Origin of the sequence: Lysobacter yananisis, assembly GCF_031199375.1 — a bacterium.
Taxonomy (GTDB): Bacteria; Pseudomonadota; Gammaproteobacteria; order Xanthomonadales; family Xanthomonadaceae; genus Lysobacter; species Lysobacter yananisis.
This window is the reverse complement of the sequence record NZ_CP133568.1, coordinates 2015980-2028103: the sequence shown is the minus strand read 5'-3', so window position 1 is coordinate 2028103 and position 12124 is coordinate 2015980. Positions and strand designations below refer to the sequence as shown.

Genomic DNA, 12124 nt, shown 5'->3' with positions numbered 1-12124 from the left:
CCTTCAGGCCCGATGCTGTCCACTCCGATCGCAGGAGCAGCTTCCGGCGCGACACTTTCCGCTCCGGTGGCGGCAGGGCTTTTCGCTCTCGTCGTGGGAGGGCCTTCAGGCCCGACGCTTTCCGCTCCCGTCGCCGCGCGCCCCGGCTGGCTATACTTTCGCCGTCTCCATCCCAGCCGACCGCCCGCCGCAGTGACGCCCGCCGCTCCACCGATGCCGCCGCTGGCGATCCGCGCCTACACCGCGACCACCGCCCTGGGCCGCGGCCTGGACGCCCAGGCGCGGGCCTTGCGCGAGCGCCGCGGCGGGCTGCGCCGCAACGATTTCCCGACCACGGCGCCGCAGCAGGCGCCGCTGGACTGTTGGATCGGCCGCGTCGACGGCCTGGAAGACGCGCCGCTGCCGGCGCACCTGGCCGTCTGGGAATGCCGCAACAACCGCCTGGCCTGGCTGAGCCTGCAGCACGACGGCGTCGTCGAAGCCGCCGCCGCGCTCGCCGCGCGCTATGGCGCCGAACGCGTCGCGGTGATCGTCGGCACCTCCACCGCCAGCATCGGCGCGACCGAGGAAGCCTATGCCGGCTTGCGCGGCGATCCGCCGCGGTTCCCGCCGTCGCTGTCGCGCGCGCACCTGCACACGCCGCATTCGCCCGGCGCCTTCGTCGCCGCGGCCACCGGCCTGCGCGGGCCCTGCGTCACCGTCGCCACCGCGTGCTCGTCCAGCGCCAAGGTGTTCGCCCAGGCCGCGCGCCTGATCGGCGCCGGGCTCGCCGACGCGGCCCTGGTCGGCGGCGTCGACACGCTGTGCGGCAGCGTGCTGTTCGGTTTCAATTCGCTGCAGTTGGTGTCGCCCGACCCGTGCCTGCCGTTCGACGCCCACCGCACCGGCCTGTCGCTCGGCGAAGCCGGCGGCTTCGCGGTGCTGGAGCGTTGCGGCGCGGACGAGGCCGGATTGCAGCTGCGCGGCTACGGCGAATCCAGCGACGCCCACCACATGTCCACGCCGCACCCGCAGGGCCAGGGCGCGCGCCTGGCGATGGCCGACGCGCTCGCGCGCGCCGGCGTCGAAGCCGCCGAGATCGGTTATCTGAACCTGCACGGCACCGCCACGCCGGCCAACGACCAGGTCGAGGCGCTGGCGGTCGCGTCCTTGTTCCCGCCGCAGCTGCACGCGTCCTCGACCAAGGGCTGGACCGGCCACACGCTCGGCGCCGCCGGCATCGTCGAATCCGCCTTCGCCCTGCTCGCGCTGCAATCGGGCGAGCTGCCGGGCACCCTCAACAGCCGCGAGCCCGATCCGGGCAACGGCCCGCAGATCCGTTTCGACAATGCGCGCGCGCCGATCCGTTACGCCATGAACAATTCCTTCGGCTTCGGCGGCAACAACTGCTCGCTGGTGTTCGCGCGCGCATGAGCGCCGCCGCCCACTCCGCCGGCGCGCGTCCCGCCACCGCGCTCGCCGCCGCGATCGAAGGCGTCGGCTATTGGAGCCGCGGCCTGCCCGACTGGAACGCCGCGCGCGCCTACGCGCTCGGCGGCGAAGCGGCGCCGGACGCGCCGGCGCGACCGTCGCCGCAACTGCTGCCAGCCAACGAACGCCGGCGCGCGCCGGAGACGGTGGCGGTGGCGCTGGACGTGGCCGCGGCCGCCTGCGCCGCGGCCGGACGCGATCCGGCCGCGCTGTCGTCGGTGTTCGCTTCCAGCCACGGCGACATGGCGATCACCGACTACATGTGCGCGACCCTGGCCGCCGATCCGCGCGCGATCTCGCCGACCCGCTTCCACAACTCGGTGCACAACGCCGCCGCCGGCTACTGGACCATCGGCGTCGGCGCGATGCGCCCGGCCACCGCGCTGAGCGCGCTGGAGGCGAGCTTCGCCCAAGGGCTGATCGATGCGCTGGCGCAATTGGCGGCCGGCGAAGCGGCGGTGCTGCTGGCCGGCTACGACGGCGCCGGCTACGGCCCGCTCGGCGCGGCGGTGCCGAGCGAAGGCCTGCTCGGCGCGGCGCTGGTGCTCGGCCGCGCGCCGCGCGCGGGCGCGCCGCGCCTGCACGCCTGGCTCGGCGATCCGCCCGCCGCGCCGGCCGCGCCGGGCCGCCTGCTGCAGCGCGACGCCGGCAACGCCAGCGCGCCGATGCTGCCTTTGTTCGACGCGCTGGCGACCGGCGCCGTCCCTCGCATCGCCCTGCCCGCCGGCAGCGGCCGCAGCCTGTGGCTGGAACTGGACCATGACTGACACGTCTTCGCGCACGCGCGTGCCGGTGCTGGCGCCGGCCCCGCGCACCGAGCGCGCGCGCCTGCACCGCGACAACGTCGCCGTGGTGATCCCCGCGCTCAACGAAGCGCTGCGCATCCGCGAAGTGGTCGAAGGCGCGCTGGCGCAATGCGCGCTGGTGATCGTGATCGACGACGGCTCCGACGACGGCACCGGCGAGCGCATCGCCGACCTGCCGGCGGTGCTGCTGCGCCACCCGCAACGCCAGGGCAAGGGCGCGAGCCTGCGCGACGGTTTCGCCGAAGCGCTGCGCCGCGGCGCGGCGGCGGTGCTGACCATGGACGGCGACGGCCAGCACGCGGCCGCCGACATCGCCCGCCTGATCGACAGCGGCAACCGCCATCCCGGCCATATCGTGATCGGCGCGCGCCTGCGCAAGCGCGCGGCGCAGCCCACCTATCGCCGGCTGGCCAATAATTTCGGCGACTGGGGCGTGGCCTGGGGCACCGGCTACCAGGTCGCCGACAGCCAGAGCGGGCAGCGCCTGTACCCGGCCGAGGTGGCCGCGCTGGAGCGGGTGCCGGGCGAGGACTTCGTGTTCGAGGCGCAGATCCTGATGTCGGCCGCGCAGCGGCTGGGCACGCGCTGCGTCTCGGTGCCGATCGAATCGCGCTACAACGCCGACGGCGAGCAGGCCTACCGCGCCAGCCACTTCAAGCCGCTGCGCGATTTCAGCCGGATCACCTCGCACATCGTGCTGCAGTGCCTGCGGCGCGGGCGGGTGCCGGAGGTGTACCGCAGCATCCGCGCCAATCCGCCGCTGATCGACGATCCCAGCGGCGAATTCGCCAGCGCGCCGCGGCGCGAAGCGTCGACCGGGCCGCGCTGAGGCTTGCGGGCGTTGTCCGGCGAGCGGACACAAGAGCATCGGGCCTGACGGCCCTCCCACAAAAGCGCGAATGCCTCGGGCCTGAAGGCCCTCCCGCAAAAGCCGCGCTCAGCGGGTGGACGGCGGAGGCGGAGGCGGCAGGCCTTGCGGGCCGCGGTCGCTCATCGGCGGCGGATTGAGCACATAGATCGCCACGCCGCGCGCGAACTTCTGCCGCGGGCTGATGCTCACGCCGACGCCGCCGCCGCTGAAATGGCGGCCGCCGCCGTAGCTGCCGCCGCCCGCGCCGACGCTGACGCCGGTGCCGCCGTCGCCGTCCTGGGTGCCCTGGAACAACACGCCGTTGGCGCCGAGCTTGGCCGCTTCGGCGCGCAGCTTGTTGATCACCGAATTCATCTTGTTCTGCTCGCCGTAGGTGAACGCGCCGCTGTTGCTCTGCAGCAGGGCGATCTCCTCGTAGCGGCTCGGCGGCGGCGCGAAGTACACGCGCACCTGCTCGAGCGGCACCGGCGGCCGCGGCTGGCCGGTGATCACATGGGAGCTGGCGCAGGCGCTCAGGCCGAGCGCCAGGACCAGCAGCAAAAGAGGTGTGCGCATGGCGGCTTCCATCGACGGACCTGGCGCCATGCTAGTACGCCGCGGCCGACCGCGCGGTGAAGCGCGCCATGGCGGCCGCGGCCGCATTCATCGGCGGCCGCCGCGGGCCGACCGGCGGCGCCGACGCGCTCAGATCATGCCGCCGTTGACCCCGATCACCTGGCCGTTGACGTAGCTCGCATCGTCCGAACACAGGAACGCGACCACCGCCGCGACCTCGTCGGCGCGGCCGGCGCGGCCGGCCGGCACCATCTGCTTGATCGCCTCCGGCGCGAACGCCTCGGCGGCCATGCGTCCCTCGACCACTCCCGGCGCGACCACGTTGACCGTGATGCCGCGGCTGGCCATCTCGCGCGCCAGCGACTTGGACGCGCCGTGCAGGGCCGCCTTGGCCGCGGCGTAGTTGCTCTGGCCGCGATTGCCGAGCACCGCCGCGACCGACGACACGCTGACGATGCGGCCGAAGCGGGTGCGCGCCATCGGCAGCAGCAGCGGTTGGGTGACGTGGAAGAAACCGTGCAGCGACACATCGATCACCCGCCGCCACTGCGCGTCGCTCATGCCGGCCATCGGCCCGTCGTCGTGGATGCCGGCGTTGTTGACCACGCCCTGGATCGGCCCGGCCTGGAGCAGGCGCTCCAGCGCCGCGCGCGCGGCCTCTCCGTCGGCGACGTCGAACGCCACCGCCTCGGCCTGCCCGCCGTCGGCGCGGATCCGCGCCACCACCGCCTCGGCGCGCTCGACGCCGCTGTTGGCGTGCACGATCACCCGCCATCCCTGCGCCGCCAGGCGCAGGCAGATCGCCCCGCCCAGGTCGCCGCTGCCGCCGGTCACCAGGGCCCGCCGCACCGGCGTGTCCGCTGCGCTCATCGTTCGTCTCCTTCGGCGCCGGACGGCGTCGCCGCCGCGTCCGCCCGTGCGTGGTCGTCGACCGTTTCCTGTTCGCGCGCCATCACCGCCGCGCGGCCGCTGGCGAGCAGCTCGCCGGCGTGCAGGACCTCGAATTCGTACTGCCAGCTGCCCTCGCCCGCGGCGAGCTGGCGCGCGCGCCCTTCCAGCGCGCCGGGCAGGTCGTCGATGCGCGCCGCGCGCAACTCCACGCCGCGCAGCGCGACCAACACGCCGGGCCGGGCGCGGCCGCCGCGCGCGCGCGCCAGCAGGCCGCCGTGCACGGCCATCAGCTGCGCGCCGTATTCGCACAGGTGCAGCGCATGCAGACGCCCGCCCTCGCGCAGCGGATGGGCCGGATCGCGATGGCCTTCGCTGCGCGCGACGATGCGCTCGGGATCCCATTCGAGCACTTCTTCCCACAGGCACATCAGGCCCTGGTGCGGAATCAGCGCGGCGATCGCTTCACGGCTGCGCATCGGCGCCCTCCTCCGCGGTCGCCATCGCCGCCGGTTCGCGCACGATCAGCAGGGCCAGCGCGAAGTTGAACACCACGCCGAGCGCGACCGTCGCGCCGATCGCGCGCAGCACCGGGATCGAGGACAGCGCCAGCAGCGCGAACACCATGAACGTGGTCAGGCTGCAGACGATCACCGCGTGCAGGGTGCGCAGTTGTTCGTCGCGGTCGTCGCCGGCGTGGTCGAAGAACAGCGCGTAGTCCAGGCCCAGGCCGGCGGCGAGGATCAGCGAGACCAGGTGGAACAGGTTGAGCTCGACCCCGACGCCGCGCAGCGCGGCCAGGATCAGCAGCGTGCTCAGCGCCATCGGCGCCAGCACCCGCAGCACCCGCCGCGGCGAGCGCAGCGCCACCCACACCGCCAGCGCCAGCAGCACGCCGGCCAGGGCCAGCGCGGTCAGCACCCGGCCGCGGTATTCGGCCACCAGCGATTCGGACGCCTGCTTGAGATCCAGCAACTGCCCGCCGTGCCTGCGCACCACCGCGTCCACCGCCTCGGGATCGTGCAGGCCGGTCAGCGACACCAGCGCGGTGGCGCGGCCTTCGCGTTCGCGCAGCAGGCCTTCGATGCTGGCCGCCAGCGCGGTGCCGGCGAGGTCGCGCGGGCGCAGCGGCGGCGCATGCCGCGCGGCTTCGACGTCGCGCAGGAAGTCGGCGAAGGCGTCGCCGCGGAACGGCGTCGCCGCGACCGCGGCGTCCAGCGCCGCGCGCAGCACCTGCGGTTCGGGCAGTCGCTGCTGGCGCTGCAACTGGGTGCGCGCGCTGGGCAGGTAGCGCGCGGCCAGGTCGTAGCCGGCGATGGCGCCGCGCTGGCGCAGCAGCGGCAGTTCCGCGAGCAGGCCTTCGGACTTCTGCAGCGCGGCTTCGGCGTCCTTGGCCTCGATCGCGATCACGTAGCGCACGTCCGGCGCGCCGAGCGCTTCGCGCAGCTGCGCGTCGCGCGCCAGCGCCGCTTCCGGCACCGGGGTCAGCTTGGCCAGGTCGTTCTGCCAGAACGGCCCGGGCACGAACAGCACCACCGCCAGGGCTAGCGCCGCCAGCAGCGAGACGCTGGCCACGCCGAGCCGCGGCCAGCGCGCCAGCGCGCTCCACACCCGCGCCAACCGCCGCGACTGCGCGACGTCGCGCGGCGCCGGATCGATCAGCGCCGGCAATACGAAGCGCGTGGTCAGCGCGGCGGTGGCGAGGCCGACGATGGTGAACACCGCCAGTTGCTGCAGGCCATCGACGCCGGAGACGAAGAAGGTCAGGTAGGCGATGCAGGTCGAGGCCACGCCGGTGCCCAGCGTCGGCCACAGGCTGCGCGCGCTGGCCCACGGCGACAGGCCCGGGCGCTGGTGGCTGTAGAGGTGGATCGGATAGTCCTGGACCACGCCGATCAGGGTGAAGCCGAACGCCACGGTGATGCCGTGCACGCCTTCGAAGATGCACGCCACCGCGCCGAGCCCGGCCAGGCCCGCGGTCGCCAGCGGCAGGCCGCCGATCAGCGGCGCCTTCCAGCTGCGGTAGGCCAGCCACAGCAGGGCGACGAACAGCAGGCTGTCGATGGTGCCGATCAGGCTGGCCTCGCGCTGGGTGCGTCCGCCGATCTCCAGCGAGAACGCGCCCGGGCCGCTGACGGTCAGCCGCGTCGGGCTGGCGCCGCGCGCGCGCTCGAACGCGGCGCGGATCGCGGCGATCGCCTGCTCCTGCCCGGCCGGGTCGAAACCGGCGGCGCGGGTTTCCACCGCCAGCAACGCTTCCTTGCCGGCCGGATCGAACCACACCCCGTCCAGCGTCTGCGGCGCCTGCGCCGGCTGCCAGGCCTCGGCCACGCGCAGCATTTCCATGGTCGGGTCGCTCGGCAGCAGCGGCTCGATCAGCTCGCCCGCGGGCGAGCCCAGGTCCTGCACCCGGCTGTCGAGCTGTTCGCGCAGGTAGCCGGCGTCGAGGCGCTGCGCGTCGAGCGTGGGCGAGAGCAGGTAGCGATACGGGCGCAGGCGTTCGGGCACCGCGTCCAGGCCCAGGCCGGCGCCGTTGGCGACCAGCTTGAACGCCGGCTGCGTCGCCAGCGCCGCGCGCAACGCCTGCGACTGCGCGGCCAGCGTCGCCGGCGCGTCGCCGTCGATGGCCAGCAGCAACAGGCGCGAACCCGGGCCTTCGCCGAGTTCGTCGATCAGCAGCTTCTGCGCCGGCGTGCGCGCGCTGGGCATGAACCGGCGCAGGTCGCCGCTGAGCTGCAGGTGCGCGCCGATCGCCCAGCCGGCTACGGCCAGTACGCCCAGCCACAGCAGGGCGAAGGCGATGCGGCGGGCGGGGGTCATCCGGATCGGCGCGGCCATCAACGCGCCGGGCCGTGGCTGCGGCACAGCGCGGCCAGCTGGCCGGCATCGGCGATGCCGGCGGCGGCGCGCGCGGCGCTGCCGAGCAGGGTGCGCTGTTGCTCGCTGCCGCGGGCCGGGCGGGTCTCGATGCAGCGCAGTTCGTCGTCGCGGCCGAGCAGCACGATCTCGCGCACGCGCGCGGCGACCTGCGGATCGCGCGGCTTCATCGCCACGATCCACTGCTTGCGCGTGCCCTGCGCGTCGAGCGCGTAGTGCCGCTCCAGTTCGGCGCGGTCGCCGCCGAGCAGGGCGCCGAAGCTGGCCTGCAGCGCGACCAGTTCCGGCGCGCGCGACAGCGAGAAGCGCCGCGGCGGCTTGCCGGCGCGGGCGATGCTGACCTCGCCCTGGCCCGGCTTGGCGCCGGTGCGGATGGTGGTGGTTTCCGGGTACGGCTCGCGCACCTCGCGCACCAGGGTGCCGGGGTCGGGGCGGCGGTATTCGCCGGACACGCGCAGCGGCGCCTTGAGCAGGGCCGAGCCGCGCACCTCGACGAAGTCGGTGCGCGCCGGCACCGGCTGGGCCAGGCGCGGCAGGATCCAGGCCGCGTCGGCCGGCTGCGCGCCTTCGTCGGCGACGCGCGCGGGCGCGGCGGCCTGCTCAGCCGGCGCGGCGAGCGGCCACGTCGCGGCCAGCAGCAGGGCCAGCATCGGGCAGAGCAGCGTCGGGCGGAACATGGGAAGCGTCATCGGCATGCCAGAAATCGTAGAAGTTGAACCAGTTGTACGGCGCGCTGCGGGCGTGATGCTGCAGGCGTTCGGCGTAGCGCTGGACCAGCGCGGCCAGCCGCGCGGGACGCTCGCGCCGTTCGATGTGCAACGCCGGCTCGAAGGATTCGAACGCCAGCTCGTAGCGCGCGCCGCCGCGGTACAGGCCGAAGGCCAGCACCACCGGCAGCTTGAGCGCGGCGGCGACCAGCCACGGCGAGGTCGGGAACCGCGCCGGCGCGCCGAAGAAGCGCGCGGCCTGCACCGGCTCGCCGGGCCCGGCGCGATCGACCAGCATCGCCACGATCGCGCCGTGGTCGACCGCGTGCTTGATCTGCAGGACGATGCTCGGCCCGTCCTGGCCGGCGTCGATGACGTTGGCGGCGATCTGCGGGTCGAGCGCGTCGAGCATGCGCATCAGCGCGGCGTTGTGGCCGCGGTCGAGCACCACCTTGACCTGCAGCTGCGGCCGCCGCCGCGCCAGCACCCGCAAGGCTTCGAAACTGCCCAGGTGCGAGCCGAACAGCAGCACGCCCTGGCCGCGTTCCAGGTACGGGTCCAGCGAGTCCAGGCCGCGCACGTCCACCGCGAAGCCGTCCATGCCGCGGCTGAGCATGTAGACCCGGTCGAGGATGGTCGCGGCGAAGGTGTGGATGTGGCGGGCGACCTCGAACAGGCTCGGCGCGCGCTCCAGCGCGCGCGCCAGCCAGGCGCGCGAGGCGCGGCGCTCGGGCCCGCGCATCAGCAGGTAATAGGCGACGATGGGATACAGCGCCAGCCGCGCCACGCCGCGGCCGCCGCGCTGGGCGATGAAGGCGATGACGCGATAGGCCAACGGACTGCCGCCCTCGGGCCGGTCCTTCCAGTGCGCCGACGCGCTCATGCGCGCGCGTCCGCGGGCGGCGCGGACGCGGCGACGATCTCGCCGCTGGCCAGCAGCTCCTCGCCGCGGCGCACGCGAAAACGCCAGCGCAGCGGCGGCGCGGGCGCCGGCTCGGCCTTCGCTGCGTCGGCCGGCGCCTGCTCGATCCGCGCCTGCTCGATCCGCTCCAACTCGACCCGCGCGGTCTGCCCCGGCAGCAGCGGCTGCAGGAACTTGACCTGCGGCAGGCGCAACGCCGGCAAGACGCCGTGCTGCGCCTGCAGCGCGTCGAGCACGCGCTCCAGCACCACTACGCCGGGCACCAGCGGCCGGTCCGGGAAATGGCCCGGCAGGCAGGGATGGTCGGCGGCGACGACGAAGTTCATCAGGCGGCTTGGGCGGCAGCGGAGCCCGAAGAATAAAACACGCGTGTGTGAAACGCGCCCGAACGGCGGCGCTGCAAGCGTTTTCTCGCGATCCGCGCGCGCCGCGCCGGCCGGTCCGGTAGCGCTGCGTTCACCCGCCCGGCGTCCGCGGCGTCGGCGCCGCCGCGTCGCGGCCGCGCGTCACGTGGAAAACAGCTCCTTCCAGAAACGCGGCCCGAGCCGGGCCATGCGCCGCAGGAAGTCGAAGAAGCCGCTCTCCGGCCGCTCCGGGAAACGCTGCCGGCGGACCAGGTACTCGCCGGCGAACATCGCGCCGAGCACGCCGTAGTTGATGATGTTGGCGAACCACGACCACTGCTCCTGGGTGATCGACGGCGAGGGCAGATAGCCCAGCCGCGCCAGCAACCCGTCGGGCACCGCGATCAGCGCCAGCGCGGCGTTGGCCGCGGTCAGCAGCGCCATCGTCCACGCCCACAGCGCGGTCAGGCTGCGGGTGTAGCGGTACAGCGCCGGGTCCAGGTCGCGCGGCGCGCAGTCGTGCAGGGCGGCGACGATCCGGGTGATCAGGCCCTCGCGCGGCGCGCGCAGGCTGCGCGCGAACCACCAGGCCAGCCAGGCGTTGAACAGCACCGGCGGGGTCAGCAGCAGCATCTGCGCATACGGCGTGCGCGCCAGCGCGGCCAGCGCGGCCAGCAACGCCGCCGCGATCGCCCACGGCGCCGGGCGCAGCGCCAGCAGGCCGTCGAGGACGACGAACACGACCAGATCGGCCAGCGCCAACGCCGCCAACGCGCCGCCGCCGTCGTGGCTGGCCCAGTGCGCGAGCAGCGGATAGGCGACCGCCAAGGCCACGCGCGCCGGACCGCTGACGCTGGACGCTGCTTCGTTCACGGCAAATCGGCTCCGGCGGCGGAAGGACGCCGCGCCCGCGCGCGGCGCGCTCAGGCGGCGCGGTGCTGCTCGATGTGGCTCGACAGCGCGCGCAGCGAGGCGAAGATGCGGCGGTTCTCGTCGTTGTCCGAGCGCAGCTGGAAGCCGTAGCGCTTGGTGATCGCCAGCGCCAGTTCCAGCGCGTCGATCGAGTCCAGGCCGAGGCCGTCGTTGAACAGCGCCGCGTCCGGATCGATCTGCTCCGGCGCCACGTCTTCCAGGTTCAGGCTCTCGACCAGCAGCTGCGCCAGTTCGCGTTCGGCGGGGCTTTGTTCAGACATCGTGTGTTCCGTAACCGCTATCGCAAGGGGCGCCACGATCCTTCATCGCGCGGCACGGCGCAACCGCCGGCTTCGGCACGGTCGCCGCCGACGCCCGCCCGTGCGCGGGTAAACGCTTCGGCATCAATCACTTGCGCCAGTGAAACGCTGCGTTGCCGGGGTTCGCCTGCGACCGCGCGGATGCGCGGCCGGCGCCGCCCGCGAGCTATCATTTGCGCATGAAGCCTTCCGTTTCCGCGTTCGCGACGGCCCTTGCGGCCCTCGCCGCGGGCGGCTCCGCCGAGCCGTCCGCGCCCGTTCCGACCGTACGCCCCACCCCGCTCCCGGCGCCGCGCGCCGCCCCGGCCGCCCGGCCGCCGCGAGGCGGCGCATGAGCGCGGCCGCCGCGACCGTCGCCGGCCCGCGCCTGGACGTCGACTACCTCGACGCCGACCCGGCCCAGGCGCTGGCCCAGGACGACACCCTGGCGCTGTTCGGCTTCGGCCACGACGCCCCGCATCACGACGACCCGCGCTACCTGCGGGTACCGCTGGAACCGGTCGGCGACCGCCGCCTGGAACGCTGGCGCGGCAGCGGCCCGGTCGCGCGCGGGCGCGACGGCGACCTGGCCTGGGCGGAGGACGGCGCGCTGCAGTTCGGCGTGATCGAAGTCGACGAGCCCGCGCCGCTGCCGGGCGAACCGGCCAACGGCGAGATCGGCCGCGCCGCCGAATACCTCTACCGCAAGCTGCTCGCGTTCACCGCGCAGCGCGGCTACCCGCAGTTGCTGCGGATCTGGAACTACCTCGACGGCATCACCCTCGGCCACGGCGACGAGGAACGCTACCGCGTGTTCTGCGTCGGCCGCGCGGCCGGCCTGGGCGAGTTCCCGATCGCGCGCCTGCCGGCGGCGACCGCGATCGGCCGCGTCGACGGCGCGCGCCGGCTGCAGGTGTACTGGCTGGCCTCGCGCACGCCGGGTACGCCGCTGGAGAACCCGCGCCAGGTCAGCGCCTACCGCTACCCGCGCCAGTACGGTCCGCAATCGCCGAGCTTCGCCCGGGCGATGCTGCCGCCGGGTCCGGCGCGGATGCCGCTGCTGCTGTCGGGCACCGCGGCCGTGGTCGGCCACGAATCGCGCCACGCCGAATCGGTGCTGGCGCAACTGGAAGAAACCCTGGCCAACTTCGACAGCCTGATCGGCGCCGCGCGCCAGCACCGTCCCGACTTGCCGCCCGCGTTCGGCCCCGGCTCGCGCCTGAAGGTGTACGTGCGCGACCTGCCCGACCTGCCGATCGTCGCCGCCGAACTCGACCGCCGCTACGGCGACCGGGTGCCGCGGATCCTGGTGCATGCGGCGGTGTGCCGGCACGAGTTGCTGGTCGAGATCGACGGGGTGCACGGCTGAGGCCGGGGACCGGGGACCGGGGACCGGGGACCGGGGACCGGGGACCGGGCAAGAGCGTAAAACACCGCGCCGGACTGCACGGCTGAAACGATCCGCGAAAAGCA

At 74.3% G+C, this 12124-nt stretch carries 12 protein-coding genes and 1 pseudogene; 4 read left to right on the top strand and 9 right to left on the bottom strand.

Going from position 1 to position 12124, the window contains the following annotated elements; genetic code table 11:
* The first annotated feature begins 213 nt into the window (after nucleotides 1–213).
* The 3 genes from RDV84_RS08560 to RDV84_RS08550 are packed head-to-tail and all read left to right on the top strand — an operon-like array spanning nucleotide 214 to nucleotide 3105.
* Nucleotides 214–1413, top strand: a complete 1200-nt coding sequence (locus RDV84_RS08560) for a beta-ketoacyl-[acyl-carrier-protein] synthase family protein (protein ID WP_309153704.1) — start codon at nucleotides 214–216, stop codon at nucleotides 1411–1413.
* Nucleotides 1410–2237 (top strand): beta-ketoacyl synthase chain length factor, encoded by an 828-nt coding sequence (locus RDV84_RS08555; RefSeq protein WP_309153081.1) that lies wholly within the window; start codon nucleotides 1410–1412, stop codon nucleotides 2235–2237. Before RDV84_RS08560 ends, RDV84_RS08555 begins: the two co-directional genes overlap by 4 nt.
* Nucleotides 2230–3105, top strand: a complete 876-nt coding sequence (locus RDV84_RS08550; RefSeq protein WP_082644719.1) for a glycosyltransferase family 2 protein — start codon at nucleotides 2230–2232, stop codon at nucleotides 3103–3105. Before RDV84_RS08555 ends, RDV84_RS08550 begins: the two co-directional genes overlap by 8 nt.
* Before the next feature lie 108 nt (nucleotides 3106–3213).
* Here the strand turns inward: RDV84_RS08550 and RDV84_RS08545 are convergent, their stop codons facing one another.
* From RDV84_RS08545 to RDV84_RS08505, 9 genes and pseudogenes are all read right to left on the bottom strand, one after another.
* On the bottom strand, nucleotides 3214–3702 hold the full coding sequence (locus tag RDV84_RS08545) for a DUF4156 domain-containing protein (protein WP_138885433.1): 489 nt from the start codon (nucleotides 3700–3702) through the stop codon (nucleotides 3214–3216).
* A 129-nt stretch (nucleotides 3703–3831) separates the two neighbouring features.
* Nucleotides 3832–4572 carry a 3-oxoacyl-ACP reductase FabG gene (gene fabG, locus RDV84_RS08540; protein ID WP_078997208.1) on the bottom strand — a complete coding sequence of 247 codons (741 nt, stop codon included), beginning with the start codon at nucleotides 4570–4572 and terminating at the stop codon, nucleotides 3832–3834.
* The gene (locus RDV84_RS08535) at nucleotides 4569–5069 is read right to left on the bottom strand and encodes a hotdog family protein (RefSeq protein WP_309153080.1); all 501 of its coding nucleotides are present in this window, start codon (nucleotides 5067–5069) and stop codon (nucleotides 4569–4571) included. Before RDV84_RS08535 ends, fabG begins: the two co-directional genes overlap by 4 nt.
* The gene (locus RDV84_RS08530; RefSeq protein WP_425606292.1) at nucleotides 5056–7428 is read right to left on the bottom strand and encodes an MMPL family transporter; all 2373 of its coding nucleotides are present in this window, start codon (nucleotides 7426–7428) and stop codon (nucleotides 5056–5058) included. The genes RDV84_RS08535 and RDV84_RS08530 overlap by 14 nt, the downstream gene beginning before the upstream one ends.
* Complete coding sequence (locus RDV84_RS08525) at nucleotides 7428–8144, bottom strand: LolA-related protein (protein ID WP_309153078.1); 717 nt, start codon at nucleotides 8142–8144, stop codon at nucleotides 7428–7430. The genes RDV84_RS08530 and RDV84_RS08525 overlap by 1 nt, the downstream gene beginning before the upstream one ends.
* Nucleotides 8068–9057 (bottom strand): lysophospholipid acyltransferase family protein, encoded by a 990-nt coding sequence (locus tag RDV84_RS08520; RefSeq protein ID WP_057949455.1) that lies wholly within the window; start codon nucleotides 9055–9057, stop codon nucleotides 8068–8070. Before RDV84_RS08520 ends, RDV84_RS08525 begins: the two co-directional genes overlap by 77 nt.
* 166 nt (nucleotides 9058–9223) lie before the next feature.
* A pseudogene (locus tag RDV84_RS26055) lies at nucleotides 9224–9422 on the bottom strand (ApeI family dehydratase); the annotation flags it as partial.
* A 180-nt stretch (nucleotides 9423–9602) separates the two neighbouring features.
* Nucleotides 9603–10313, bottom strand: a complete 711-nt coding sequence (locus tag RDV84_RS08510) for a COG4648 family protein (RefSeq protein WP_309153076.1) — start codon at nucleotides 10311–10313, stop codon at nucleotides 9603–9605.
* Nucleotides 10314–10363: 50 nt separating this feature from the next.
* The gene (locus RDV84_RS08505) at nucleotides 10364–10633 is read right to left on the bottom strand and encodes a phosphopantetheine-binding protein (protein ID WP_057949458.1); all 270 of its coding nucleotides are present in this window, start codon (nucleotides 10631–10633) and stop codon (nucleotides 10364–10366) included.
* Between the two features lie 370 nt (nucleotides 10634–11003).
* Here RDV84_RS08505 and RDV84_RS08500 point away from each other — a divergent pair, with 370 nt between their 5' ends.
* Nucleotides 11004–12020 (top strand): chorismate transformation FkbO/Hyg5 family protein, encoded by a 1017-nt coding sequence (locus RDV84_RS08500; protein ID WP_309153075.1) that lies wholly within the window; start codon nucleotides 11004–11006, stop codon nucleotides 12018–12020.
* The last annotated feature ends 104 nt before the right edge of the window (nucleotides 12021–12124 follow it).

Coding starts and splice junctions, on each gene's coding strand:
- RDV84_RS08550 (WP_082644719.1), top strand. CDS start 2,230: ATGACTGACACGTCTTCGCGCACGCGCGTGCCGGTGCTGGCGCCGGCC.
- RDV84_RS08535 (WP_309153080.1), bottom strand. CDS start 5,069: ATGCGCAGCCGTGAAGCGATCGCCGCGCTGATTCCGCACCAGGGCCTG.
- RDV84_RS08520 (WP_057949455.1), bottom strand. CDS start 9,057: ATGAGCGCGTCGGCGCACTGGAAGGACCGGCCCGAGGGCGGCAGTCCG.
- RDV84_RS08560 (WP_309153704.1), top strand. CDS start 214: ATGCCGCCGCTGGCGATCCGCGCCTACACCGCGACCACCGCCCTGGGC.
- RDV84_RS08505 (WP_057949458.1), bottom strand. CDS start 10,633: ATGTCTGAACAAAGCCCCGCCGAACGCGAACTGGCGCAGCTGCTGGTC.
- RDV84_RS08530 (WP_425606292.1), bottom strand. CDS start 7,428: ATGGCCGCGCCGATCCGGATGACCCCCGCCCGCCGCATCGCCTTCGCC.
- RDV84_RS08545 (WP_138885433.1), bottom strand. CDS start 3,702: ATGCGCACACCTCTTTTGCTGCTGGTCCTGGCGCTCGGCCTGAGCGCC.
- RDV84_RS08525 (WP_309153078.1), bottom strand. CDS start 8,144: ATGTTCCGCCCGACGCTGCTCTGCCCGATGCTGGCCCTGCTGCTGGCC.
- RDV84_RS08555 (WP_309153081.1), top strand. CDS start 1,410: ATGAGCGCCGCCGCCCACTCCGCCGGCGCGCGTCCCGCCACCGCGCTC.
- fabG (WP_078997208.1), bottom strand. CDS start 4,572: ATGAGCGCAGCGGACACGCCGGTGCGGCGGGCCCTGGTGACCGGCGGC.
- RDV84_RS08500 (WP_309153075.1), top strand. CDS start 11,004: ATGAGCGCGGCCGCCGCGACCGTCGCCGGCCCGCGCCTGGACGTCGAC.